Annotated in this window: 26 protein-coding genes; 18 read left to right on the plus strand and 8 right to left on the minus strand. The window is 63.7% G+C overall.

The window, feature by feature from the left end; all coding sequences use genetic code 11:
* Positions 1-144: 144 nt before the first annotated feature.
* Positions 145-870: a dienelactone hydrolase family protein gene (locus BMF89_RS13865; protein WP_078107693.1), complete on the minus strand. Its 726-nt coding sequence runs from the start codon at positions 868-870 to the stop codon at positions 145-147.
* A gap of 73 nt (positions 871-943) precedes the next feature.
* Between BMF89_RS13865 and BMF89_RS13870 the strand changes: the two genes are divergently transcribed.
* The 5 genes from BMF89_RS13870 (at position 944) to BMF89_RS13890 (ending at position 5,060) form a co-directional block, all read left to right on the plus strand.
* Positions 944-1,402, plus strand: coding sequence for an SRPBCC family protein (locus tag BMF89_RS13870; protein ID WP_078107694.1), 459 nt, complete (start codon positions 944-946; stop codon positions 1,400-1,402).
* Positions 1,402-2,058 (plus strand): pentapeptide repeat-containing protein, encoded by a 657-nt coding sequence (locus BMF89_RS13875; RefSeq protein WP_078107695.1) that lies wholly within the window; start codon positions 1,402-1,404, stop codon positions 2,056-2,058. Before BMF89_RS13870 ends, BMF89_RS13875 begins: the two co-directional genes overlap by 1 nt.
* 97 nt (positions 2,059-2,155) lie before the next feature.
* A complete protein-coding gene (locus BMF89_RS13880; RefSeq protein WP_078107696.1) occupies positions 2,156-3,379 on the plus strand; it encodes an acetyl-CoA C-acyltransferase in 1,224 nt (407 codons plus the stop codon).
* Positions 3,379-4,200, plus strand: a complete 822-nt coding sequence (locus tag BMF89_RS13885) for an enoyl-CoA hydratase/isomerase family protein (RefSeq protein ID WP_078107697.1) — start codon at positions 3,379-3,381, stop codon at positions 4,198-4,200. The genes BMF89_RS13880 and BMF89_RS13885 overlap by 1 nt, the downstream gene beginning before the upstream one ends.
* Complete coding sequence (locus tag BMF89_RS13890; protein ID WP_078107698.1) at positions 4,197-5,060, plus strand: 3-hydroxyacyl-CoA dehydrogenase family protein; 864 nt, start codon at positions 4,197-4,199, stop codon at positions 5,058-5,060. The genes BMF89_RS13885 and BMF89_RS13890 overlap by 4 nt, the downstream gene beginning before the upstream one ends.
* A gap of 88 nt (positions 5,061-5,148) precedes the next feature.
* Here BMF89_RS13890 and BMF89_RS13895 read toward each other — a convergent pair whose 3' ends face one another.
* A complete protein-coding gene (locus tag BMF89_RS13895) occupies positions 5,149-6,093 on the minus strand; it encodes a hypothetical protein (RefSeq protein ID WP_078107699.1) in 945 nt (314 codons plus the stop codon).
* Positions 6,094-6,239: 146 nt separating this feature from the next.
* Between BMF89_RS13895 and BMF89_RS13900 the strand changes: the two genes are divergently transcribed.
* From BMF89_RS13900 to paaZ, 4 genes are all read left to right on the plus strand, one after another.
* The gene (locus BMF89_RS13900) at positions 6,240-6,839 is read left to right on the plus strand and encodes a GNAT family protein (RefSeq protein WP_078107700.1); all 600 of its coding nucleotides are present in this window, start codon (positions 6,240-6,242) and stop codon (positions 6,837-6,839) included.
* A 96-nt stretch (positions 6,840-6,935) separates the two neighbouring features.
* On the plus strand, positions 6,936-7,574 hold the full coding sequence (locus BMF89_RS13905; protein ID WP_078107701.1) for a LysE family translocator: 639 nt from the start codon (positions 6,936-6,938) through the stop codon (positions 7,572-7,574).
* Between the two features lie 91 nt (positions 7,575-7,665).
* The gene (locus BMF89_RS13910; RefSeq protein WP_078107702.1) at positions 7,666-8,391 is read left to right on the plus strand and encodes a tyrosine-protein phosphatase; all 726 of its coding nucleotides are present in this window, start codon (positions 7,666-7,668) and stop codon (positions 8,389-8,391) included.
* A gap of 137 nt (positions 8,392-8,528) precedes the next feature.
* A complete protein-coding gene (gene paaZ, locus BMF89_RS13915) occupies positions 8,529-10,631 on the plus strand; it encodes a phenylacetic acid degradation bifunctional protein PaaZ (RefSeq protein WP_078107703.1) in 2,103 nt (700 codons plus the stop codon).
* Positions 10,632-10,872: 241 nt separating this feature from the next.
* On the opposite strand, the gene BMF89_RS13920 is transcribed toward paaZ, so the two are convergent.
* The gene (locus BMF89_RS13920) at positions 10,873-11,193 is read right to left on the minus strand and encodes a GYD domain-containing protein (protein WP_078107704.1); all 321 of its coding nucleotides are present in this window, start codon (positions 11,191-11,193) and stop codon (positions 10,873-10,875) included.
* Positions 11,194-11,403: 210 nt separating this feature from the next.
* Between BMF89_RS13920 and BMF89_RS13925 the strand changes: the two genes are divergently transcribed.
* Complete coding sequence (locus tag BMF89_RS13925; protein ID WP_078107705.1) at positions 11,404-11,811, plus strand: VOC family protein; 408 nt, start codon at positions 11,404-11,406, stop codon at positions 11,809-11,811.
* Between the two features lie 165 nt (positions 11,812-11,976).
* Here the strand turns inward: BMF89_RS13925 and BMF89_RS13930 are convergent, their stop codons facing one another.
* The 3 genes from BMF89_RS13930 to BMF89_RS13940 are packed head-to-tail and all read right to left on the minus strand — an operon-like array spanning position 11,977 to position 14,475.
* The gene (locus tag BMF89_RS13930; protein WP_078107744.1) at positions 11,977-12,579 is read right to left on the minus strand and encodes a TetR/AcrR family transcriptional regulator; all 603 of its coding nucleotides are present in this window, start codon (positions 12,577-12,579) and stop codon (positions 11,977-11,979) included.
* 53 nt (positions 12,580-12,632) lie between these two features.
* Positions 12,633-13,985 (minus strand): phenylacetate--CoA ligase PaaK, encoded by a 1,353-nt coding sequence (paaK, locus tag BMF89_RS13935; protein ID WP_078107706.1) that lies wholly within the window; start codon positions 13,983-13,985, stop codon positions 12,633-12,635.
* Positions 13,986-13,992: 7 nt separating this feature from the next.
* Entirely contained in the window at positions 13,993-14,475 is a 483-nt protein-coding gene (locus tag BMF89_RS13940; RefSeq protein ID WP_078107707.1) for a hotdog fold thioesterase, read from the minus strand.
* A 129-nt stretch (positions 14,476-14,604) separates the two neighbouring features.
* Here BMF89_RS13940 and BMF89_RS13945 point away from each other — a divergent pair, with 129 nt between their 5' ends.
* On the plus strand, positions 14,605-15,159 hold the full coding sequence (locus BMF89_RS13945) for a GNAT family protein (RefSeq protein WP_078107708.1): 555 nt from the start codon (positions 14,605-14,607) through the stop codon (positions 15,157-15,159).
* Between the two features lie 21 nt (positions 15,160-15,180).
* Here the strand turns inward: BMF89_RS13945 and BMF89_RS13950 are convergent, their stop codons facing one another.
* Entirely contained in the window at positions 15,181-15,660 is a 480-nt protein-coding gene (locus BMF89_RS13950) for a hypothetical protein (RefSeq protein WP_078107709.1), read from the minus strand.
* Entirely contained in the window at positions 15,657-16,517 is an 861-nt protein-coding gene (locus BMF89_RS13955; RefSeq protein ID WP_078107710.1) for a DMT family transporter, read from the minus strand. The genes BMF89_RS13950 and BMF89_RS13955 overlap by 4 nt, the downstream gene beginning before the upstream one ends.
* Positions 16,518-16,692: 175 nt before the next feature.
* Here BMF89_RS13955 and BMF89_RS13960 point away from each other — a divergent pair, with 175 nt between their 5' ends.
* From BMF89_RS13960 to BMF89_RS13990, 7 genes are all read left to right on the plus strand, one after another.
* Positions 16,693-18,270, plus strand: a complete 1,578-nt coding sequence (locus BMF89_RS13960; RefSeq protein ID WP_078107711.1) for an ABC transporter substrate-binding protein — start codon at positions 16,693-16,695, stop codon at positions 18,268-18,270.
* Positions 18,270-19,226, plus strand: a complete 957-nt coding sequence (locus tag BMF89_RS13965; RefSeq protein ID WP_078107712.1) for an ABC transporter permease — start codon at positions 18,270-18,272, stop codon at positions 19,224-19,226. The genes BMF89_RS13960 and BMF89_RS13965 overlap by 1 nt, the downstream gene beginning before the upstream one ends.
* Entirely contained in the window at positions 19,223-20,128 is a 906-nt protein-coding gene (locus BMF89_RS13970; RefSeq protein WP_078107713.1) for an ABC transporter permease, read from the plus strand. The genes BMF89_RS13965 and BMF89_RS13970 overlap by 4 nt, the downstream gene beginning before the upstream one ends.
* Positions 20,128-22,056, plus strand: coding sequence for an ABC transporter ATP-binding protein (locus tag BMF89_RS13975; RefSeq protein WP_139359662.1), 1,929 nt, complete (start codon positions 20,128-20,130; stop codon positions 22,054-22,056). Before BMF89_RS13970 ends, BMF89_RS13975 begins: the two co-directional genes overlap by 1 nt.
* 30 nt (positions 22,057-22,086) lie before the next feature.
* Positions 22,087-24,114: a CocE/NonD family hydrolase gene (locus BMF89_RS13980; protein ID WP_078107714.1), complete on the plus strand. Its 2,028-nt coding sequence runs from the start codon at positions 22,087-22,089 to the stop codon at positions 24,112-24,114.
* A gap of 24 nt (positions 24,115-24,138) precedes the next feature.
* The gene (locus BMF89_RS13985) at positions 24,139-24,789 is read left to right on the plus strand and encodes a TetR/AcrR family transcriptional regulator (protein WP_078107715.1); all 651 of its coding nucleotides are present in this window, start codon (positions 24,139-24,141) and stop codon (positions 24,787-24,789) included.
* 101 nt (positions 24,790-24,890) lie between these two features.
* Positions 24,891-25,691, plus strand: a complete 801-nt coding sequence (locus BMF89_RS13990; RefSeq protein ID WP_078107746.1) for a response regulator transcription factor — start codon at positions 24,891-24,893, stop codon at positions 25,689-25,691.
* Positions 25,692-25,750: the final 59 nt, after the last annotated feature.

Here is a 25,750-nt window from a genome sequence, read left to right on the forward strand (position 1 = left end):
CACCCCCCCCCCGAACCGCGCGTTTTTCCGCTCCCCCCCCCCCCCCCCCCCGCCCCCGCGCCCCGCGGGGGCCCCCCCCCGGGGGGGCCCCCCCCCCGCCGGCGGGCGCCGCCCTCCCCGGGGGCGCCCGCCGTCGTTGTCGGCTCAGCCTTTCAGGTGTTTCGCGAAGTGGTCCTCGATCCGCTGCCAGGCTTCCGGAGCCGCGGCCGGATCGGGTTTGATGCCCATCACCCGCATCAACGGCCGCAGAGGCCGGGGTCCGACCGCAACGCCGTTCATGAAGGCGTGGCCCGCCGTCGGGAATTCCTTGACATCGTGCTCGATCCCGAGCGTCGTCAGGGCGGCCTCCAACTTCGCGGCCGCTCCGGGCATTGACCGGTCCTTGGCTCCGTAGTTGGCCACCACGGGGCAGGCGCCTTCCAAAGCCTGCTCCAGGTGCCGTGGCAATTGGCCATAGTTGACGGAGGCGGCGTCGAACTCGTCGTGGGCCATGAGCAGGGCGAAGGCGCCGCCCATGCAGAATCCGATGACCCCCACCTTTCCTGTGCACCGGGCATCGCTGCGGAGCCAGGAACGTGCCGTGGACACATCCGTGAATGCCCGCCCCGTGCCCGCGACCAGTGAGCGCATGGTTGCCACGAGGCAGCGCCTCGCGCCGCCGTCGCTGTAAAGGTCGACGGCGAGCGTCAAGTAACCGGCCGCGGCCAGCCGGTCCGCGTGCCTGTGCATCTCCTCGTCGAGGCCGAAGGCTTCATGGATGAGCACGACGCCGGGAAACGGTCCTTCGCCGTCGGGCTCGGCCAGGTAACCCCGCAGGGTCTTCGAGCCTCCTGCCAGCGCGCTTTGAGCGCTCAAGTCGATGTGCACCATGGTGCAATCCTGCCAGACCACGCGAATGTCTTCGCCGGAGGCTTTTGTCAGCGGTCGCCATTAGGCTCGATGCATGGACCACAGCACCACGCTCAGCCAGCATGTCAACGCCTCGCGGGAGAAAGTCTGGGCCGTCATTTCCGACATTCCGGGCTCTGCCAGGACCCTTTCCGGAGTCAAAGCCATTCAGATGCTCAGCGAGGGACCCTATGGTGTGGGCACGCGGTGGAGGGAAACCCGCGCCATGATGGGCAGGGAAGAGACCGTGGAAATGCACGTTGCCGAGTGTGATCCTCCGCGCGCCACCACGGTCAAGGCCAGGCAGGGCGGCGCCGATTACACCACCCGCTTCACCCTCGAAGAGCGCGACGGCGGGACCGAGCTCGCGTTGTTCTTCGGCGCCGAAGTCCTCAAGCCGACATTCTTCAGCAGGGTCCTGATGGCCGCGTTCGGAAAGCTCGGAATGAGCGTCACCCGCAAGGCGCTTGCGAAGGATCTCGTCGAGATCGCGGCGAAAGCGGAGACGCTCTGATGGCGGTTGCCAAGGTGACGGCACCCCGGATCTCCCCGATCAGGCTCGACGAGCTTCGCGACGATCCCACTCCGGACTTCCAGCGCGGGGAACGGTACGACGGCGTCCGACTCACCCGCGCCGTGGCCGACGGAGCGGAGCTGAGCGGAGCGGACTTCATTGAGTGTGAATTCAATCAGGTCTCCTTCAACGAGGCGCAACTGCGTGGCGCGACCTTCCGGGACTGCATCCTGAATGAGCCCTACGCCCCGGTGTTCACCGCTGCACGGACCTCGTGGCGTGAAGTGGAGATCAGCAACCCGCGGTGGGGTTCGGCGGAGATGTACGAGGGCGCCTGGCACTCAGTGAAGATCGACGGCGGCAAGCTGGACTTCCTGAACCTGCGTGGATCCAAGCTCACGGATGTGGTGATCACGGGCTGCATCATCAACGAACTCGACCTCGGGGCTTGCTCCGCAACGCGGATGGTGCTCAAGGATTGCACCATCGGGACGCTGGATGTCTCGGGGGCCAAGCTCAAGGATGTGGATCTGCGTGGCTCGGACTTCCGGATGATCAATGGACTTGGTGGACTCTCCGGCGTCGTCATCGATGATTACCAGCTCACACTGCTGGCACCCCTGTTGGCCGGACACCTGGGTATCCGGGTGATTTGAGTGACGGTTGACCGCGGCGCGGCGCCGTGTAATCTTTATAGAACGAACGGTCGGTAAATTATTCGCCGGCCCCGCTCCCTTCGCGAAGGATGTTCTCATGGTCGAGGCTTTTCTTGTTGGCGGTGCCCGCACCCCTGTAGGCCGTTATGGCGGCGCGCTTTCCGCGGTCCGGCCTGATGACCTGGCAGCGCTCGTGGTCCGTGAAGCCGTGGCCCGTGCCGGCGTCGACCCCGACGCGATCGATGAAGTCATCCTGGGCAACGCCAACGGCGCCGGCGAGGAAAACCGCAATGTTGCCCGCATGGCAACCCTTCTCGCGGGATTGCCCCTCCACATCCCCGGAATCACGGTCAACCGCCTCTGCGCCTCCGGAATGAGCGCCATCATCATGGCCAGCCACATGATCAAGGCCGGCGCTGCGGACATCGTGGTGGCGGGCGGCGTCGAGTCGATGAGCCGGGCCCCCTGGGTGCAGGAGAAGCCCACCGCAGCCTTCGCCAAGCCGGGCCAGATCTTCGACACGTCGATTGGCTGGCGCTTCGCCAACCCCCTCTTCAGCAAGGGCGAGCTGTCCCGCGGCGGCAAGATGACCTATTCCATGCCGGAAACTGCCGAGGAAGTCGCCCGCGTGGACGGCATCTCCCGCGAGGACGCCGATGCCTTCGCCGTCCGCTCGCACGAACGCGCGCTCGCCGCCATTGCCGGCGGCCGGTTCAAGGAAGAGATCGTGCCGGTCACGGTGAAGACCCGCAAGGGCGAGACGATCGTGGACACGGACGAAGGCCCACGTGAGGGAACCACCATGGAGGTCCTCGCCGGTCTCCGCCCAGTAGTCGCAGGCGGCTCCGTTGTCACGGCGGGCAACTCCTCCTCCCTCAACGACGGCGCGTCCGCCATCATCGTTGCGTCCGAGGCTGCCATCGAGAAGTTCGGCCTCACCCCGAGGGCCCGCATCATCGACGGCGGCTCGGCCGGCTGCGAACCGGAAATCATGGGCATCGGCCCCGTTCCGGCTTCCCAGAAGGTCCTGGCCCGGTCCGGGCTCACGGTCGGTCACCTTGGCGCCGTCGAACTCAATGAAGCCTTCGCGACGCAATCGCTCGCGAGCATGCGGCGCTTGGGCCTGGATCCGGACGTCGTCAACCTCGACGGCGGTGCGATCTCCCTGGGGCATCCGCTCGGTTCCAGCGGCTCGCGTATCGCGATCACCTTGCTGGGCCGCATGGAACGCGAGCTGGGCAGCGCCGACCGCAAGATCGGCCTCGCGACGATGTGCATCGGCGTCGGGCAGGGCGCGGCCATCCTCCTGGAAGGCATGTAATGGCGTTGAATCCCGAGGAATTCCGAACCCTGCTCATCGAGGAGCGCGAGGATCGCGTCACCGTCCTGCTGAACCGGCCCGAGGTGCGCAACGCGATCGACCAGCAGATGGTGGATGAACTCCATCGAGTGTGCGATCACCTTGAACGCGAGCCGAAAATCCTGATCATTGCCGGCGTCGAAGGCGTTTTCGCGTCGGGTGCCGATATCGGCCAGTTGAGGGAACGCCGGCGCGACGACGCTTTGCGCGGCATCAACTCCACGATTTTCGTGCGGATCGCGAAGCTGCCCATGCCGGTCATCGCGGCCCTGGACGGCTATTGCCTGGGCGGCGGGGCCGAACTCGCCTACGCCGCGGACTTCCGCATCGGCACGCCCAGCCTGCGGATCGGCAACCCGGAAACCGGACTGGGCATCATGGCCGCGGCCGGCGCAACGTGGCGCCTCAAGGAACTCGTGGGGGAGCCGATTGCCAAGGAAATCCTCTTGGCGGGCGCCGTTCTCCGGGCCGAGGAAGCCCTGCGCATCAACCTCATCACCCAGATCCATGATGCCCCCGTGCTGATGGAAGCGGCCCACAACCTTGCCGACCGGATCGGCCGGCAGGACCCCCTGGCTGTCCGGATCACCAAATCCGTGTTCCACGCTCCGGCCGAAGCGCATCCCGTAATCGACACCCTGGCCCAAGGCATGCTTTTCGAATCGCAGGCCAAGTTCGACCGCATGCAGGCGTTCCTGGACAAGAAGAGCGCCAAGCAATCCAGCGACAACCCGTCCAGCGACAACCCGTCCAGCGACAACCCAGACAGGACCCGAAAATGACAGCAACGTCCGCCATCCCGCATGTTGTCGGTGTCCTCGGCGGTGGCCGCATGGGCGCCGGTATCGCCCACGCCTTCCTGATCAAGGGCGCCACCGTGATCGTCGTCGAACGCGACCACGAATCCGCCGCAGCCGCGCAAGGTCGCGTTGCCGAGGCGGTGGCCAGGTCTGTTGCGCGTGGCACCCTGGCGGAAACAGCCGAGGAGGCCCTGTCCCGGTTCAGCACCTCTACCGACTACGACTCCTTCGTCCACTGCGGACTCGTCGTCGAAGCCGTGCCCGAGGACTACGAACTCAAGGTTGCGGCCCTCAAGGCTGTGGAGGAGCACCTCTCCGCTGACGCTTTCCTGGCCTCCAACACTTCGTCGCTCTCCGTGACCGGCCTCGCGTCGCAGCTGCGCAGGCCCGCCAATTTCGTGGGCCTGCACTTCTTCAACCCTGTCCCGGCTTCCACGCTCATCGAGGTCGTCCTGGCCAAGGAGACGTCGCCCGAGCTCGCCGCCACGGCGAAAAGCTGGACCGAGGCACTCGGCAAGACCGCCGTCGTCGTCAACGACGCACCGGGCTTTGCCTCCTCGCGGCTGGGTGTTGCTATCGCGCTCGAGGCGATGCGCATGGTTGAAGAAGGCGTCGCGTCTGCCGAGGACATCGACGCGGCCATGGTGCTCGGCTACAAGCACCCCACGGGACCACTGAAAACCACGGACATCGTAGGCCTGGATGTGCGCCTGGGCATCGCCGAATACCTGCATTCGACGCTGGGGGAGCGGTTCGCCCCGCCGCAGATCCTGCGCGACAAGGTTGCCCGCGGCGAACTGGGCCGCAAGACCGGCAAGGGATTCTTCGACTGGACTGACTAGCGCCTCGGGTCCCCCAACTGACTCGCATTTAATGTCGTTTTGAGGCTCCAAAACGACAACAACTGCGAGTCACTTGGGCGCCCAACTGCTACTTGGGCGCCCAACCGCGGTCCAGGAGTACGGCACTGATTTTCGCGACGGCGGACCGTGCGTCGTTCTCCGTGTGCCGTTTTGAGATCCTCACCAAGTGCCATCCGGCACGGGCGAAATCCTCTTCGCGGGCGATGTCCCGGACTATCTGGGCCGGCTCGGAATGCGGCTCGCCGTCGTATTCGACCGCCACGCGGTGTTCGAGATAGCCCAGGTCCGGTTGACGCACGACGCCGGCACCTAGCTCAGTGGCTACGTTAAGTTGCGGTTCGGGCAGCCCGGCATTTTCGAGGGCCAGCCGGAGCCGGGTTTCGGGGGCAGAGTCTGAGCCGATCCGTGCCTGTTCGAGAGCCAGGCGTGCTTTGCGGATTCCCGGCGTGCCTTTGTGCCGGTCCAGCATGTCGGCCAGCTGTTCCAACGTTGCGTACGGCTCTGTCCGGCCTTCAAACTCCGGGCGCGGGATCCGCACCAGATAATCGGCAACAACGGTCAATTCATCCACGCTCATCCTCCTGGACACATCGAGCCAGGTCCTGGTGCGCGTGGTGACCAGGAGGCCATCAAGACTCGTGATTTCGTCGTCGAAGAACTGCCCTACATGCCCAACCACCCCGGTTCGCCGAGGAATGGCCATGGTGTCCGGGCGTGAAATGTGAATGCGCGGATCATCCGTGCCGGGCAAAAATCCAGGGAACCGCCACAGGGCGAAAGCCGTTGCGTGCGAAGCAGCCGAAAACTCGGTCACAGCAGTGAAAGGCCGGACGAAACCGACGTCCCTCGGCTGTCCTTGGACCAGTGACTGGTCTGGAATCCTGATGCCGCGGCTTGGCGAGGGCAGCGATTGGTGCCGCAACCGCCGTCGGCTCACGCCGGCGTCGACCGCTTCTTGAAAGGTGAACGGGGCGTGCGCCAGCAGCGCCGGCAACGGTTGCGGGGTCTTCATCGCCTTATCGTTGCAAATCCTGGAACGCCATTTTGGGTTATCCACAGGCAATTGCCCCGGCACCCCAACTGACTCGCAGTTGTTGTCGTTTTCAGGCCCCATAACGACAACAACTGCGAGTCAGTTGGGTCGGTTAGGCTGGCTGGGTGACCCTCATTGCACCTGTGACCCTGGACGGTCGCTTCGTAACCCTGGAACCACTTAGCACCGAGCACCACGACGGCTTGGTGGATGCCGCCAAAGACGGCGAGTTGTGGAAACTCTGGTACACCTCGGTCCCGACGCCGGAGGGCATGGCCGCGGAGATCGACCGCCGGCTTGGGCTGCAGGAGCAAGGATCCATGCTGCCGTTCGCCACGCGGTCGAAGGCGGACGGCAAGCTCATCGGCATGACCACATACATGAACATCGACGCCGCCACTCCGCGCGTCGAGATCGGCTCCACCTGGAACGCGTCTTCGGCACAGGGCAGCGGGAGCAACCCGGACTCCAAACTGTTGCTCCTGGGACATGCGTTCGAAACCCTTGGCTGCCCCGCCGTCGAATTCCGGACGCACTGGCTCAACCACCAGTCCCGCGAGGCCATCGCACGGTTGGGCGCCAAACAGGACGGCGTCCTCCGGAGCCACTCCCGGACTGTGGACGGCGTGCTCCGCGACACCGTGGTGTTCTCGATCCTCGAACACGAGTGGCCCGCTGTCCGCACAGGCCTCGAATTCAGGCTCGCGAAGCGCCTCCCCAAGTAGCTCGCAATTGATGTCGTTTTGAGCGCTCATAACGACATTAAGTGCGAGTTAGTTGGGTTAGCCCGAGCCACATCCCTCCTCCGGAAGCAGCCCCACATGGTCGAACAACTCATGGCGTTCGCGCTGACCTGCGTCGTCGTGGTCCTCGTTCCAGGACCCGATTTTGCCCTGGTGCTGAAAAACGCGCCCCGCGGACCTGGATCAGCGGCGACCACCGCGATCGGAATCATGGTAGGCAACACGATCCTTGCCCTTCTCGCCGTGCTCGGCGTCACGGCGCTCCTAAGCGCGTCGGAAGCCCTGGGCAACGTCATCAGGATCGCCGGTGCCGCGTACCTGCTTTACCTGGGGACCCGCGCCCTGCTTGAGGCCTTCGGACGCCCCCGGAATCTACCCACCGCGGCCCCTGAGCCCAGGCTTGGATTCCGAGGTAACTCACCATTCCTTCAAGGAATGGTGAGCAATCTGCTCAACCCCAAGGTCGCCGTCTTCTATCTGTCCCTTTTCCCCCAATTCAATCTCGCACCGCTTCCCCCTCTGGGCCAGCACGCGTTGATGGCGGGCATCTTTCTGCTCACCGCGCTGGTTTGGTATGTCGCGCTGGTTCATGCGCTCAAGAGAATCTCCACGGCACTGGCCCGTCCCCGGGTGAAGCGAATCATCACGGGTGGATCCGGGACTGTCCTGATCGGCGTCGGCGGGACAATCCTGACGAAGTCGCTGGTCGCCAGCTAACGGCCCGCCCTTCCTGCCAACGCTCGCTCACCTATATCCGCCTCCCCGGAAACCCTCGCTCACCTATCCTGCATGTGGTTAGCTGTCCGGTATGGATGGGATCTCAACCGCCGCCAAGCAGCGGGGCGTCCATTGGGACGGTGCGGTGAACGCCTGGCACATCGCCGGAAGCGTGTACCGGATGGGGCGGCGGGAATGGCTCACGGACGCCGGGTGGCAGCAAATGTACGACGCCGGCATCCGCACCGTGATCGACTTGCGGACTCTTCGTGAGCAGCAGCCCAGGGAGGTCGATCCCGAGGTTTCAGCGGAGGCGACCGCGCGCTTTGACATCGTCCATTGCCCCACCGAGGACCCGGAGGACAAGGAATTCACCGAGCTCTTTGGCCCGTATTTGAAGGACCCTGCCCACTACGCCGACTATGTACGGCTCTTCCCGGACAAGCTCGCCGCAGTTTTCAAGGCCATCGCCGCGGCACCCGACGGGGTGGTAGTGCACTGCGCGGCCGGGCGCGACCGTAGCGGGATCATCGCCGTGATGCTGCAGAATCTGGCAGGAGCGAGCGACGAGGAAATCGTGCGGGGTTACCAGCAGGGAATGCGTGGAATCAACGAGCGCCACCGTCACCATCGCGCCCCTCACGCCCATGATCCTTTCCTCGAGGAAGACGCCCTTGAAGCGATGTTGTCCGTACGCACGGCCAGCCTCCTGGAATTCGCGCATTCCCTTGACACCTTCGCCTTCCTACGAGCGAACGGCGTTTCCGGTGCGGAAGTTGCCGCCATCCGGGCCAAACTCAACGCTCAGGGGAAGTAGAAGGACGCCGCCCGAAGCGGCATCTAGTGTGCAGATCGGGCCTCTCATGTATTCTGGGGATATTACCGAACGGCCGGTCAGTAATTTGCGGTCGTTCTGTCCATTTCGTGCCCGTGCCTTGGAAGGACCCGTCGACGATGACCAGTACCGCAGTCGCTCCGGAAGCCACAACCGTTGAAACCGTGCCCAGTTTCGTCCAGGGCGAGTGGTGGACCCCCAGCGCCGACGCCACCGCAGGCGTGCCCGTCCGCGACGCCAGCACGGGCGAGATCCTCGCAACGGTCAACACCGACGGACTGGACCTTGCCGGCGTCGTGAACTACGGCCGCACGGTGGGCCAGCGCGAGCTCGGCAAGCTCACCTTCCATCAGCGCGCCCTCAAGCTCAAGGAACTGGCGCAGTACCTCAACGGCCGTCGCGAGGAGTTCTACACCTCGTCCTTCAAGACCGGCGCCACCAAGATCGACTCGATGGTGGACATCGACGGTGGCATCGGGGTGCTCTTCACCTTCGGATCGAAGGGCCGTCGCGAACTGCCGAACTCGCAGATCGTGGTGGACGGTCCCATGGAAGTCCTGTCCAGGGACGGTTCCTTCGCCGGCGAGCACATTTACACCCGCATCCCGGGCGTCGCAGCGCAGATCAACGCCTTCAACTTCCCCGTGTGGGGAATGCTCGAGAAGTTCGCGCCTGCGTTCATCGCCGGCGTCCCCACCATCGTCAAGCCAGCCACCCCCACCGGTTACGTTGCCGCCGTCGTGGTCAAGGCAATCGTCGAGTCGGGCATCCTCCCGGAAGGCTCGCTGCAGCTCATCTCGGGATCCGCCCGCAGCCTGCTCGACCACCTCGACTACCGCGACATTCTCGCCTTCACCGGCTCCGCCTCCACCGCCAACTCGCTGAAGTCCCACGTCAACGTGGTCCAGGGCGGCGTCCGCTTCACCTCGGAAACCGACTCCCTCAACGCCGCCATCCTCGGCCCCGACGCCGTGCCCGGCACCCCCGAGTTCGACGCGTTCATCAAGTCGGTCGTCACCGAAATGACGGTCAAGGCCGGCCAGAAGTGCACCTCGATCCGCCGCACTATCGTGCCCGAGGCCCTGGTGTCCGACGTCGTCGCCGCCATCGGTGCGCGGGTGGACGAGCGCGTCGTGGTCGGCGACCCCCGCGCAGAGGGCGTCACGATGGGCGCCCTCGCGTCCCTCGAGCAGCTCGCCGACGTCCGCGCCGCAGTGCAGTCAATGCTCGACGCCGGTGGTGAGCTTGCGTACGGGACGCTCGATTCGCCGTCGGTCACCTCGCTCGACGGCACCGTCGGTGTCGTGGAGGGTGGCGCGTTCATGTCTCCGGTCGTCCTGAGCTGGGCCGACGTGGACTCGGAAGCAGTCCACTCGCTCGAGGCATTCGGTCCGGTGTCGTCCGTGATCGGGTACTCGGACCTCGACGATGCCGTCCGCCTCGCCGCCCGCGGTGGCGGCTCCCTCGTGGCCTCCGTGTGCACCAACGATCCTGCGGTCGCCCGCGAATTGGTGACCGGAATCGCGGCGCACCACGGCCGCGTCCTGATGCTCAACCGCGAGGACGCCCGCTCGTCAACCGGCCACGGCTCGCCCGTGCCGCACCTGGTCCACGGCGGCCCGGGCCGCGCCGGTGGTGGCGAGGAACTCGGTGGTATCCGTTCCGTCATGCACCACATGCAGCGCACCGCGATCCAGGGCTCGCCGAACATGCTCACGGCAGTGACCGGAGTCTGGCACGCAGGCGCGGACCGCAACTTCACGGTGGAGACGGAAGGTACGCACCCGTTCCGGAAATCACTTGCTACTCTGCGGATCGGTGATGCCGTGCGGTCCGAACTGCGGCAGGTCACCCTGGACGACATCACCGCTTTCGCCAACTCAACCGGCGACACCTTCTACGCCCACACCAACCAGGAAGCGGCCGAAGCCAACCCGTTCTTCCCGGGAATCGTGGCGCACGGCTACCTGCTGCTCAGCTGGGCCGCAGGACTCTTCGTGGAACCTGCTCCGGGTCCCGTCCTAGCCAACTACGGCCTGGAGAACCTGCGCTTCATCACACCCGTGGCCGCAGGGGATTCGATCCGCGTCACGCTCACGGCCAAGAAGATCACCCCCCGCGAGACCGACGAATACGGCGAGGTAGCCTGGGACGCCGTGCTGACCAACCAGAACGACGAAATCGTGGCCACCTACGACGTCCTGACCCTCGTCGAGAAGTAACCCCCTTCGGACGCGCGCTCACGTATGAGGGTGTTTGGCCCGACGCCCGCTCACGTATGTGGGTGTTTGGCCCGACGCCCGCTCACGTATGGGGGTGTTTGGCCCGACGCCCGCTCACGTATGGGGGTGTTTGGCCCGACGCCCGCTCACGTATGAGGGTGTTTGGCCCGACGCTCGCTCACTGTGCCTGCATACGTGGAACGCTCCCCAGCACTGGGGAGCGTTCCGTGTCTGAGGAGTTCTATTGCCCGGGGGCGCGGTATGCCGGGGTCTTCTTGGCAGCTTCGTCGAGATCCTCAACCGTCATGAGCGGCTTCAAATGCAGGCGCACGGCGCCAGTCGCATTGATCATGAGTGACAGGGCGGCGGCGCTAGCCGCGTCAGGGATTTCGAAGACCCCGACGACGTCGGTCTCGCCGAAAGCGTAGTAGAAACATTCGAGCGATCCGTCTACGGATTTGAGTGCATCGACCACAGCATCGCGGCGCTTGGTGCCGCCCTCGCGCAACAGCCCGTTGATTCCGTCGCCGACGTAGTTTGCTTCGAACAGATATTTCGTCATTGTCTTCCCGTCCCGTGATGTCCAGGACTCGGGCCTCCTGCGGTGCTCCCATCACCCGTTGAGGGAAGGTCCCGGAGTTGTTCCCCTGCGAGGGGGCTTTGCACATCGTAGGCCGAGGCTGCCGCCCTGACAACGGGCCAGACCAAAGTTTGCTCACAAGGTCTTTCCGATCGCGTGCGGCGTAAGATTTTTTGCGTAGGAGGTGGCGAAGTGAACCTAGCACTGAGAACAGCCACAACCGTCTTGCCCGTCGACGACGTGGACCGAGCCCGCAGCTTCTACGCAGAGAAACTCGGCCTCCCTCATCGCGGCATGACCTGGGATGGAAATGATTTGTTCGGCATCGATGGTGGTCCCATGCTGCAGTTGATGCCCATCAAGGACGGCATGCATTCATCGCACACTGCCCTTTCCTTTGAAGTCAGCGACATCGAGCGGACAGTCGGCGAAATGGAGGCGAGCGGCGTCGAATTCCGGGATTATGATCTCCCCGATCTCAAGACCGAACACCACATTTGTACTACCGACGCCGATCGTTGCGCCTGGTTCATGGACACGGAAAACAATGTCCTCTGCGTCCACGAAAGCTTGGGTATCCAGGCCGAATACCAGCTCTGAAAAGCATCACCGCACCACGCAGAACGCTCGCTCACTTTTTAGTGAGCGAGCGTTCTGCCACTTGGGGATATATGTGAGCGGGCGTCGGTTGAAAGGGCCGTATATGTGAGCGGGCGTCACAGGGGGAGGGCAGGGAGAGGGACGGAGGGGTGCCCCGGAACCGTCCTACGCCGAGGCGTGCAGGCCGTCGAACGCCATGGTGATGACGTCGTCGGCCAGGCGCTGCGGGGAGAGCGAGCCGCCCGGTTTGTACCACTCCACGATCGAGTTGATGGTGCCGAACAGGAGCCGGGTCACGGTGCGGGGATCGATGTCCTGGCGCAGCGTGCCTTCTTCGCGGGCGGCCGAGATCAGCGCGGCCACCTTGTGGTCGAAGGCACGACGCCGTTCCAGGGCGTCGCGCTCAATGTCGGTGTTGCCGCGGAGCCTCAGGAGCAACGTGACGAACGGCAGCCGGTCCACCAATACGGCGATGGTCTGCCGCAGCACGAATTCCAGGCGGGCGTCTGCTGCCCCGGTCACAGCTTCGGGCTGTTCGAGGATGGCCTCGAGCCCACCTAGCGCGTGCTCCAGGGCGAGCTTCAGGAGGTCGCCCTTGGACGGCACATGGTGGTAGATAGCCGACTTTGAGATTCCGAGGTTTTCGGCCAGAATGCCCATGGACGTGGCGTCGTAGCCGTGGCGGTTGAAGACGTCGACGGCGATGAGCAGCACTGATTGCTGGTCGTATCCGGGGCGTCCCCGCTTGGTTACTGTTTCACTAGGCATGCTGGCCATTTTCTCATGAACGTTCGGTTGATCCGTGTATCCGCCGGGCCGCGTTACCTCTTGGGTCGCATGTCGTAGACGCGGCGCAGTTTGCCGTTGGAACGCTCGAGCGAACCCGGCTCTACGACGTCGACGACGCACGAAGAACCCACATGGATCTTGATCTGCTCGCGCAAGGCGTGTGCCGCCGTCGTACCCGCCTCGATCGAAACGTTCTCGCGGCGCTCAATCTTGACCGTCAGCGAATCCATGCGCTTGCCCTCTGGGCGGGTGAGCTCGAGCTGGAAATGAGGACTGAGCTCGGGGATGCGCAGGGCGATTTCCTCGATCTGCGAGGGGAAGAGGTTCACGCCGCGCAGGATGATCATGTCGTCGCTGCGGCCGGTGATGCGGCCCATGCGGCGGTGCGCGGGGCGGGCGGTGCCGGGCAGCAGGCGGGTGAGGTCCTTGGTGCGGTACCGGATGATCGGCAGAGCTTCCTTGGTGAGCGAGGTGAAGACGAGCTCGCCCGGTTCGCCGTCGGCCAGCACGGCACTTTCCCCGCGCGAGGGATCGAACGGATCGATGATCTCCGGCCGGAAGTGGTCCTCCCAGATGTGGCAGCCATCCTGGGTCTCCACGGCCTCGCCCGCGACGCCCGGGCCCATGACCTCAGAGAGCCCGTAGATGTCGCACGCTTTGATGTTCATGGTGGTTTCGAGCTCGTGCCGCATTTCCTCGGTCCACGGTTCGGCTCCGAGCACCGCGTACTTGAGCGAGGTCGACGCCGGATCGACACCCATGTGGACCATCGCGTCGGCGATCGTGAGCAGGTAGGTGGGCGTTGCCAGGATGGCGTCCGGCTTGAAGTCCTGGATCAGCTGGATCTGGCGTTCGGTCTGGCCTCCGGACATCGGGATGACGGTGCAGCCGAGCGCTTCGGCACCCGCATGGGCGCCCAGGCCGCCGGTGAACAGGCCGTAGCCGTAGGCGTTGTGGACCTTCATTCCGGGACGGACCCCGGATGCGCGAAGCGAGCGGGCCACCAGGGTTGCCCAGTTGGCGAGGTCGTTCTTGGTGTACCCGACGACGGTCGGCCGGCCCGTGGTACCCGAGCTCGCGTGGATGCGCGCTACTTCGTCCTGGGGCACGGCGAACATCCCGAAGGGGTATTCCTGGCGAAGGTCTTCCTTGGTGGTGTACGGGAACTTGCCGAGATCGGACAGTTCACGGAGATCCGAAGGGTGGACGCCGGCGTCGTCGAACTTGCGCTTGTACAGCGGCACGCGATCGTAGGCGTAGGCCACGGTGTGCTGGAGGCGGCTGAGCTGCAGGGCCTCGAGCTCGTCGCGGGAGATGGTTTCTTCGCGATCCAGCTGTGCGGTGTTAAGCGGTGCGTCGGGAGCGGCGACGGTGTTCTGTGTCATGGTCTTCCTACTTCTTGGAGATGGTGCGGCTGCGGCCACGGAACTCGGCGATGAGCTCGCCATAGCTGCCCGGATCCTCGGGCGAGCCGGCTGCGGCGGCTTGGCTTGCGTCGGCCGCGAAGATTTGGATGTCGTACAGGCCGCTGCGGCCGTTGTTGGCGCGGCGGTTCGCGACGGCGGTGATCACCTGGCCTTGATAGGCCGGCTTCAGGAAGTTGATGTCGACGCCGGCGGCGACAGTTATGGTGTCGGCTTCCGACGGCGAGGGGTTGGCTGGGTTGCATGCCAAGGCAAACGCTGAATCAGCGAAGGCGAAGATCATTCCGCCGTGGGCCATTCCGAAGCCGTTGAGCATTTCCTGCCGGAGCTTCATGCGGACGGTGGCGTGGCCGTCGTCGACCTTGAGCACCTCCAGGCCCATCCACTCGGAGGCGTAGTCGTTCTTGAGGATCTGGTGCTGCGCTGCGCCAGAAAGGGTGGTCTCAACCATGCGTCATTGCCTCCAGCTTTATTTACCGAATGTTCATTAGGTAATCCCAGTTTGCTTGAACTGTCAAGAGGTGACCGCTCGGCGGGCCCGATCCGGACCCCCAAAAACCCGACGTAGTAGCCTCGAGTCATGCCGCTTATCGAACTGCCCATCCGGACTGCGAGGCTCGTGCTTCGCCGATTTGAGGCCGCTGACCTGGAGCGATTCCACGGCTACCAGTCACTGCCCGAGACTGCCAGGTTCCTGCTCCGGCAAGAGCTGACCCTCACGCAGTCCATGGAAGCGCTCGGCCGTTACGCCAACTTCACCTTCGAGCAAGAGGGCGACTGGGTGTGCCTCGCCATAGAGCGCGCGGACTCGCCGGGGCTGCTTGGCGAAGTGGTACTCAAATGGCTGCCGGGCACGGGGCAGGCCGAAATCGGCTGGATCCTCGCTCCGGAAAGCCGGGGCCAGGGCTACGCCGCCGAGGCAGCCGAGGCCGTCCTCCGCCTGGGTTTTGAGAAGCTGATGTTCCACCGGATCGACGCCAAATTGGATGCCCTGAACACCTCGTCGTCGGGATTGTGCGAGCGGCTTGGGATGCGCCGGGAAGCCGAGCTTGTGGACAACTGGCACTACAAGGGCCAATGGTCCACTGAAGTCATCTACGCAATGCTCGACTCTGAATGGCGCGCGCGGAAGTAATGCCCGGGGGTAGCCCGGACCTCAGAGAGCGCGTAGGACCTCCGCAAGCTGCTCGGCGTAAGCCTCGGCGCGTCGGACGGATGGCTCTGAGTACGCGCCCGCGACGTCCAGCAGATTGAGGCAGCCGAGGAATCGGCCGTTGTGGACGATTACCGCGTTGATCGCTGCGCCGAGATGGAGCGCGCCAAGGACATCCTGGTGTTCGAACGCATCGGAGTCGATGGCTCCCTGGTCCGAGGCGAGGAATGATTCCTGTTGTACAACGCAGTGCTGGAGCCAGTCTTCACCCAGTTCGCTTGAGATCCCTCCCAACCGGTAGAGCCCCGGCATGGTGGAAAACACCCGGACCAGGTCCCGGGTCCCCGGGCGCCAGAGGGAGATGGTCGTCAGCAATGCCCCCACGTCCGCCGTGGCGGAGGCGGCGATATCGGCGAGCTTGGCCGACGCGGCCGCAGGGAGCGGAATTTCGACGTATTCCTCCTCGAATTGGGGGACTGTCATGGTGCGGGCTCCAGTTCTTTCTCGGGTGCGATGGATGCGGTTGCCCGGGAGAGCAAGATGACGCCGGCCAATGCGGCCGTACCGCCCAGGAGTGAGGCGACACTGGGGACTTCGCCCAGCAAGATCCACCCGAGCAACAGGGACAGCACAGGCACGACGTACAGGAGCGAACCTCCCTCTGCCACGCTGGTCCGCGACAGCGAGACGTTCCAGAAACCGTAGGCCACTACGGTGCAGATCACCACGAGCAGGGCCAATGCCAGCCACGAGTTCAATGTGAACCCAGCCGGCGTCACTGCGAACCGGGCGGTCGGCAGGGTTGCCACTCCACCGATGAGGGATCCCCAGAAGACCACTTCGAGCGGGGGGACGCGTGCCAGCAGGGGCTGTTGGACGATGAGGAATGCTGACAGAAGAAGGGCGGCTGCCACGATGTACAAGGCGTCGCCGTTGAAGCCGACGGCCACGGAATCGCCCAGCGTAATGACTACGACGCCCGCTACTGCGAGCAGCATCCCCCAGTAGCCCAGGCCGGACGTTCGCTCCCGCAACATGAGATGACCCAGGGCGAACGCGAAGACCGGGGAGATGTTCAGGAGGAGACTTGTTGTTCCTGCTGGAACGGTCGTCTGCCCTAGGTTCAGCAGCAGCCCGAATCCTGCATACCCAAGTAATCCAGCGACCAGCATCCTCGGAATATCACGACCCCGCAGCGTAAGCCGCTGGCGCCGGACCAGCAAGATCAAGCCAAGCACGACGGCGGCACCCAAGTAGCGCAGCGGCGTCAGGTCCTGGGGGTCCATCACTTTCAGGGCCTCGCGGGTAGCCACGTATGTGGGCGCGGAAGACAGCACCATCAGCACATCTGGTCTTCGGTACCATCCGGTCACAATTGGGGCCTTCCCGGTGAAATGGCCCTTTGTTTCAGGGCGGTTAAATTATTCAGGGAACTATTGCTCTCCCAGACGATTTATTCGTACAGTACATGAATTAGATCGTTCGCGGAAGAAATAAAGATAAGGATTCGGCACCATGGATTCACGGATCGAAGCACCAACAGGGTGGCTGTCCCGGCGCACCCTTCTCGCCGGTTCAGCCCTGTTGCTGGCCCCCGCGGTCCTCGCAGCCTGCGGGGTCAGCCCGTCGTCGTCGACCACGGGAGCCGCGACCGGCACTGCCCGCCAGGGCGGGACGTTGCGCATCGCCCGGCCGCCGGCGTCGAAGGCCGAAACCTTGGACCCTGCCAGTTCCTTGTCCGCTTATGAATACCTGGGCGCCCTGTACAACCGCTTGGTCAAGCTTTCGGCCAAGGGGGAGCTGCTTCCGGACCTGGCCGAGTCGTGGACTTTGTCGGCAGACGCGATGACCTGGACTTTCGTCCTGCGCAAGGGTGTGACCTGGCACGACGGGAAGCCGTTCACAGCACAGGACGTCATTTTCTCGATTCAGCACATCCTGGATCCGGCCACCAAGTCTCCGCAGGCCGGGGTGCTTTCCCCCTTTGTCGATGGCAATTCCATCAAGGCTCCGGATGCCACAACCGTGGTTTTTGCCCTGAAATCTCCGAACGCCGAATTCGCGAGCTTGTTGACCGGTTACAACTGCTACATCATCCCCGCTGGTTCCGCGGCCACTATCGGTGCCACCGGCATCGGCACTGGTCCGTTCAAACTGAAGAGTTTCACGGCAGCAGGGCCCGGTTCCATCGTGCGTAACCCCAACTACTTCGGCGACAAACCAGCATTGGACGGAATTGAGTTCTCCTCCATTGCCGACACCCAGGCCCGGGTGAACGCCTTGCTAGCAGGGCAGGTTGACCTGGTTGCCCAGACCAACCTCGACTTCGCCACCGCCAAGACGGTTTCGGCCTCTTCGGTCGCAACGGTCTCCAGCGTGAAGAACGCCCAGTGGTATCCGGTACCCATGCTCAACACCAGCCCGGAATTCAAAGACCCGGATATCCGCCGCGCATTCGCTCATGCCTACAACCCTGACGACGTGTTCAAACTGGCGGTGCAGGGCAACGGAACCATCGCGCACAACAATCCCGTGCCGCCCTCCGAGGCCTACTACCTCGACTATGGCCTGGGTTACGACCCGGATAAGTCGAAGGCCCTGCTGAAGGCAAAGGGCTTTGACCACTTCGATGTGCCCATCTACACCTCCAGCTACGATCCGGTGCTGTCGCCGCTCGCGCTGGCCCTGCAGAGTTCCATGAAAGCCGCCAATATCAACCTGGCCGTGACCAACTCTCCTGCGGATTCCTACTTCACCGACGTCTGGATGAAGAAGCCGTTGATGACCACCTACTGGTACACCGGCCGCCCCATCGACCAGTTGCTGAACCAGATCTTCCGTACCGGGTCCTCGTACAACGAGACCGCGTACTCGAATGCCACGTTCGATCAGACTCTGGATGCGGCCCGCGCCACCGTGGACCCGGCCAAGCGGAAGACGCTCTACCAGGATGCGCAGAAAATCCTGGTCGACGACGGCGGCTCTCTCACTCCGTTCTTCTCCGACCGGATCACCGGGCTGAGCAAGCAGGTAGTCAACTACAGCGAGCACGGCTTCGAATTCGACTACATCAACATCGGGCTGCGTGCGTAGTGCTCACGTTTTTCGCCAAGCGGTTGGGTTGGTCCGTCTTCACGGTGCTGCTGGCCACGGTGCTGGTCTTCAGTGCCATCCAGTCTCTGCCGGGAGATGCGGCCACCCAGCTGCTGGGCCAGAACGCCACGCCGTCGGCGGTGGCCACTATGCGGCAACAACTCGGATTGGATGAGCCGCCTGTCTCACGTTTCTTTACTTGGCTCGGCAATGCATTGCACGGCGACTTTGGGAACTCCCTCGTCGGCGGCGGCAGCGTCGCGAGGGAGGTGGGTTCCGCCTTGGTGAACACGTCCCTCCTGGCCGGCATCACCATCGTGATCGGCATCCTGCTCTCCCTTGTACTGGGCCTTGTTGCCGGCCTGACCCGCGACCGGTGGCCGGACATATCCATTTCCACGCTGGCGCTTGTGGGAATGAGCGTTCCGGAGTTTGTGGTCGCCACCGTGCTGGTGCTCCTCTTCTCCATCTACATCCCGATTTTCCCGGCAGTGGTGATTGCGGGGCAGAACGCTTCCCTCACGGATCTTCTACCCTCTGTGTGGTTACCTGCCGGGGCCCTGATCTGCGTTCTTGCGGCCTACATCATCCGGATGATGCGCACCTCGGTGATTGACGTGATGGAGAGCGAGTTTGTCCGGACAGCCATCCTGAAGGGCAACTCGACTTCACGGGTAGTCTTCAAACACCTCCTGCCCAGCGCCATGTTGCCCACCTTGAATGTGATCGCCATGAACATCGCTTGGCTGATCGGCGGTGTGGTGGTTGTGGAAAGCATTTTCAACTATCCAGGGATCGGCACCCTGATGATCAGGTCTGTCCAAACGCGTGACCTTCCCACCATCTTGCTGATCACGGTTATGAGCGCGTTGACATATGTGGTGTGCAACCTGCTGGCGGACTTTGCAGCGTTTCTGCTGAATCCGCGGCTGCGATACCCGAGGAGCAGCAAATGAGCGCAATGACGACGACGGCCCCGGCGCCCAAAGGCGCGGCCCCCAAGTCCCCGAGCAGCTTTGCACGGACCGTCCGGTCCATCCTGAAGTCCCGGGCAGCCACTTTCGGCTTTGCTCTGGTGATAGTGAACATCGCCGTGGCGGTCCTGGCCCCGGTGTTGACCTCCTATGATCCGATCGCCACGGATGCGATGAGCGCACTGCAAGAGAGCTCCGGGGCCCACTTGCTGGGCACGGATGCCCTCGGCCGCGATACCCTGACGCGAACCTTGTTTGGTGGCCAGTACGCATTGGCCATCAGTTTCACTGCCACCGCGCTGACGGTTTTGCTGGGATCCGTCATCGCGGGGATCGCAGCGTACCGCGGCGGCATTGTGGATGACATCATCACCAGGGTTTTGGATTCGGTGCTGGCGGTACCGGCGATCCTGTCCATGTTGGTGGTGGTGACCATCTTCGGTACCGGTCCTTGGGTCATCATTTTGGCCGTTGTGGTGGTTTACACCGGCGGGGTGACCCGTATTGTCCGGGCCGCGGCAATGGATGTGATGCCCAAGGACTTCATCACCGCAGCCAAGGCTAGGGGCGAGGGGATGTTCTCGATCCTCGTCCGGGAAGTCTTCCCCAATGTCCTGGACATCATCCTGGTGGAATTCGCCATGCGGGCCTCTTGGGTTGTGCTGCTTATCAGCTCGCTGTCCTTCCTGGGCTTCGGCGCCAGCCCACCGACGCCGGATTGGGGCCTCATGGTTGCCGAGAACCGGAACTTGATGGCTGTGGTGCCATTGGCCACGTTGTCGCCCATCGCGGCGCTGGCGTCCTTGATTGTTGGACTCAACCTTGCGGCCGATGGGCTTGCGAAGAGCTTCGGCATCGACCGAATGAAGGAGGTGCTGGGCTAGTGACGATAGATGCAGCCGACACCACGTATGAAGCAACAATGCGCAGCGGAACGGACATTGTCCGGATCCAGAACCTCAGCGTTTCCTACCTCTCGGGAAAGCGCCAGGTGGACGTCCTCAAGGACGTGACCCTGCAGTTGCGGCGCGGCCACGTTTTGGGGCTGGTAGGGGAGTCGGGTTCCGGGAAATCCACGCTGGCCAGTGCCCTGCTGGGCTCCCTGCGGAGCACGTCGTTCGTGTCAAACGGATCCGTGCACGTTGCGGGCCAGGACGTCTTCGCGCTCGCTCCGCGGGAGCTGCGCCGCCTTCGCATGGCTGAGGTTGCGATGGTCCCGCAGAATGCCGGAAACGCGCTGACTCCCACCATGAAGATCGGAGAGCAGATCGCCGAAGTCCTTCACCACCTCAAGGGAAACAAGGCCGCCCAGCGCGCCCGGGCCGAGGACTTGCTCCGTTTGGTCAGGCTTCCCAACCCCGGGCCAGCGCTGGACCGGTACCCGCATCAGTTTTCCGGCGGGCAACAACAGCGCATCGGCATTGCCATGGCGCTCGCCGCAAATCCGTCCCTTCTCGTCCTCGACGAACCGACTACGGGGCTGGACGTGGTCACGCAGGCTGCCATCCTTGACCTCCTGACGGAGCTGCAGCAGACGCTGGGCATGTCCATGGTGATGGTCAGCCATGACTTGGGCGTCATTGACAAGATGTGCACGGACATCGCCCTGCTCCGCAAAGGTGCGGTGGTGGAGTCCGGCTTGACCCGAAGCATCCTTGCACAGCCGCAACATGCATACACGCGCGGCCTCATAGATAGCGTGCCGCGCATCGACACCCCAGGCATCCCTCCTGGAATGGATCAGGCAGTCATCGACGCCGGGACCGTTCGGGAAGGCGCCGTGGAGTTGTACATCCGTACTCCGCCCCGGGAGGCCAAGCCCGTGCTGACCGTCCGGGACCTGACAATCGACTACCGCAAGAGGCCGGTTCCCGGGACGGGTCCCACAGTGCAGGATGTCAGCTTTGAGGTCAACGCCGGCGAGATTGTGGCGCTTGTGGGCGAGTCCGGTTCCGGAAAGTCCACCATCGCCAACGCGATTGCGGGCTTGCAAAAGAGCGAAGGGGGACAGATGTCCCTCACCGGGGCCGGTGACGGGTCTGCAAACCACCGGGAGAGTGGCGGCAATCTGGCCCGGACTGTGTCTAGTCGCCCCAAGAGACTCCGCCAAGCCGTGCAGTTGATCTTCCAGAACGCCGATACTTCGCTGAATCCGAGGCACTCGGTCCGGACGGCTATCGCGCGGCCCCTGACGCTTTTCGGCGTCAAAGGAGCCACCGTGGAGCGGGCCCTGGAAGAGGTGGAACTCCCGGCCAGTTTCGCTCAACGATTGCCCGGCCAGCTCTCGGGTGGTCAACGCCAGCGGGTTGGCATCGCCCGGGCCATTGCCGCCGGCCCGTCCCTCGTCCTGGCGGACGAGGTTGTGTCAGCGCTTGACGTCTCGGTGCAATCCTCCATCCTGCGCCTGATGGACACCCTGAGCCGGGACAAGGACATCGGCTTCCTTTTCATCACCCATGACCTCGCCGTCGTCCGGTCAGTAGCGGACCGTGTAGTGGTCCTGTATCTCGGACGCATCGTCGAGGACGGCACGGTGGAAGAGATCTTCTCTCACACCTCCCATCCATACACCCGGCTCCTGCTGGACTCGGTGATCGAACTCGGCGATGACCACGGGGCCAAGGCGCAAGGTGTCCGGGACGAAATCCCTGATGCCCCGCCCGAGCTCGGGTGCCCCTTCGCTAGCCGGTGTCCGATTGTCCGCGACGTTTGCCGCACGGTGGTCCCGCCCATCATCCAGGTTTCGGACACACACCGCATCAAATGCCACGCTGACGTGGCAGACCTCCGCCAGGCGCCCGCTGCCCCCTAGCGCTGCACGCACCCTAGAAAGGAAATACCCGTGAAGATCCGCCTGGACTTCCCACATTCCGTCACCGTCATGGAACACGTCCTCATTCCGATGAGCGACGGCGTCCAGCTGGCTGCCACAATCTGGCTTCCTGAAGACGCGGTCTCACAGCCGGTGCCTGCACTGTTGGAATACCTGCCCTACCGACGCGGGGACTGGACTGCGCCGCGTGACGCGCAGCGCCACCCCTGGTACGCGGGCCATGGCTACGCCTCGATCCGTGTGGACATGCGCGGCTGCGGAGATTCCGAAGGCGTCATGCTCGACGAGTACCACCCGCAGGAACAAGCAGACGGAGTTGAGGTCATCCGGTGGCTGGCCGCCCAGGCCTGGTGTACCGGAAAAGTAGGAATGTTCGGAATCTCCTGGGGCGGATTCAATGCCTTGCAGCTCGCCGCGGAGCAGCCGGAGGCGCTTAAGGCTATTGTCACCGTCTGCTCCACGGACGACCGCTATGCCGACGATGTGCACTATTACGGTGGTGCGATGCTTGGCATTGACATGACCTCCTGGGCTGGAACCATGCTGGCGTTCCAATGCCGCCCGCCCGCGCCTTGGCGGGTTGGCGACGCCTGGGAAACCATGTGGAAGGAACGCTTGGAAGCCCTCCAGCCTTTCTCCGAAATTTGGATGGACCACCAAGAACGCGATGACTACTGGCGTCACGGTTCGGTCTGCGAGGACTACTCCAAAATCACCGCGGCCGTCCTGGCCGTCGGAGGCTGGGCGGATCCCTACCGCAACACGGTTTTTCGGTTGCTGGAGCATCTTGACGCCCCCGCGCAAGGTCTGATCGGGCCCTGGTCGCACCAGTATCCAGACATCCAGCGCACGCCCGGGCCCACCATTGGCTTCCTCCAAGAGACCTTGCGTTGGTGGGACTACTGGCTCAAAGGCATCGAAACGGATGTCATGGCTGAACCCGCGCTGCGCGCTTATCACCAGGACTCCGTACGGCCTGCCACCCATTACCCGGAGCGAGCGGGCACCTGGGTGGGACTGGACGGCTGGCCGTCCGCCGACGTCGGGCAGCGGCAATTCAACCTAGCCTCAGATTTGCACAGCCTGGCAACGGACGCCGCCGGGATGGCCGTCGTCGACACACCGCAACACAACGGCGGGGATGCCGCCAGGTGGTTCCCCTTCGGGAATCTGTCCGATCTGCCGCCGGACCAGCGTGCCGAGGATGGGCGCTCGGTCGTATTCGAGACGCCTGTCCTTGCAGAGGACATCAACCTGTTTGGCTACGCCCGGCTCAAGGTGCGGGTCAACAGCAGCACGCCCCGGGCCAATGTGATTGCTCGGCTCTGCGATGTCGGGCCGGACGGATCGTCCACCCTGATCACCCGCGGGGCCATCAACCTGGCAAGGCGCAACGGGATGGACATGGCGGAGGAGCTCGTTCCGGGTCAATTCGTGGACGCTGAGATCGAGTTGACGTCCATGTCGTGGCAGATTCCGGCCGGACACAGGCTCCGGCTCGCATTGGCCACGACGTACTGGCCTTGGATCTGGCCACACGGCGAACGAGGGTTTGTGACCGTTGACGCCGGGCAGAGCGTACTGACGCTTGATGACCTCGATCCGGTCGCCATTGGAAGGCGTGACATCACCTTCGAGGAGGCTGAGCAGGCCGCGCCCATGGACATTAGGCCCGGCCCCGCCCAGACACCCCGCCCCGAGCGTGAGGTCAGGTACGAGCCGCAGTCGGATTCCTGGACCTTGACTGTGGACCCGAACTACGGCGGCAACCGGATTTACCCGGATGGCCTGAACTTTGGTGAAGAGGCCCTCGAGCGGTATTCGATATCGGGAAACGATCCCCTGACGGCGCGTGCTGAGTCCATGTGGAACGTTTCGCTGCAGCGCGAGGACTGGGGAGTTAGGATCGAAACCCACGCTACGGTCACTGCGAGCAAAGACCATTATGTGCTGCACAACGAAGTCAAGACGTTCAAGGACGAGCAACTATTCTTTGAAAAGACTTTTGAGAAGCGCATCAGTCGGACATCGGCCTGACCCGGGGAAACGAGGACGAACGACATGACAACTACCGCCAAGGACCACGAAGAGCGGCCCCGCGCCAAGACTGTCAGCGAACGGCAGCGGCACCCTACTGAAGTGCGGCGCCAGCTGGTGATTGATGCCGCGCGGGACCTGATCGCGGACAAAGGGCTGTTCAATGTCCTGATCCGCGACATTTCGAAAGCCTGCGGAGTGTCACCCGGGACCATCACCTACCACTTCAAGAGTCTCGACGAAGTTCTGATGGAAGTTGTCAAGGCAGAAACCGCGGACTTCTACGTTCCGCTCCAGGAAAGCGCCAGAGGGTCGGGCGACCCCACTAAGGAACTGCTGTATTTCCTCGAGGGGATGTTCGGCTCCGACGCGAGTTCCCGTCGGCACTGGCTGATCTGGTTCGACTTCTGGTCCGCTGCGGCCAGGGATGAAGCCTACGGACGCTGGATGAGCGAACACTATGACGGCTGGCGTAGCGCCTTGCGCGAGATTACCGAGCGTGGAGTCAGCGAAGGATCCTTCGTCTGCGACGATCCCCAAAGCTTCGCCATCGAAACGGCCGCCATGGTGGATGGCCTCGCCGTCCAATGCTATGCGCGGGGTTCATCCCTTCCGGTGGAAACCTCGCGGAACCTGCTTATCGCGTTCGTGAGGCGTGAGCTCCAGATCAGGTGAAGCGGGACTTACGCCGACATGCGCGAGAATAGCGGGTACCGCCGGTGTTAAGGTGGGCTGAGCATAAGAGAGATGGGGATCTTGACGTGGGCGCATCGGGCGTGGCTGTAGTAATCGAGGATGACGATGACATCCGTGAGGTAGTCCATGCCGTCCTCGAGGCATCGGGCCTGGAGGTTTACGCGGCCGGAAACGGCATCGATGGCGTGGATGCCGTCCGCCGTCACAACCCCGACGTGATCACCTTGGACCTTGGCCTGCCGGACATTGACGGGATCGAGGTCACCCGTCGCGTCCGGGAGTTCAGCGACGCGTACATCATTATGCTCACGGCCCGAGCGCGCGAAGTGGACACCCTGCAAGGGCTGGCCATCGGCGCCGACGACTTCGTCACCAAGCCCTTCCGCCCCCGCGAGCTCCTGGCCCGGGTCGAGACGCTTCTTCGCCGGCCGCGCGGCAGCAAGCTTTTGAGCGGTTCCGCGGGGAGCCCGACGGCGGAGCTGCCGCCGGCCCAGGCGCCGAACGCACCCACCGCGCCCACCCTCGTGATTCCGGGGGCCGAGCCTTCGGGGCTGGAACACAACGGCCTCTTCCTTGACGTGGCCACGCGGACTACCCGGGTGGGTAACGAAGAGGTGCAATTGACCCGCACCGAGTTCGACCTCCTTCAGGCCCTGATGGAGGCTGGACGCGTTGTCCGAAGCACTACTGGGCTTGCCCGCTGGCTCCATGCCAGGGAGTACGAAACCGGAGGCTACGTCAGCGAGTCCGAAGAGCGTGCGATCCAGGTGCACATCGCCAATCTGCGACGGAAACTCGGCGATTCGGCGCAGTCGCCGCGTTGGGTGGAAACCGTGCGCGGCGTCGGTTACCGGCTGGCAGCAAAGACGTCCGAAAACTGAGCCAATCTTAAGCGAACCTTTAACGGGCCTCCTTACGCTGGGAATGTCAACTTCGGATT

This window comes from Arthrobacter sp. SRS-W-1-2016 (assembly GCF_002009585.1).
Taxonomy (GTDB): domain Bacteria; phylum Actinomycetota; class Actinomycetes; order Actinomycetales; family Micrococcaceae; genus Arthrobacter; species Arthrobacter bambusae_A.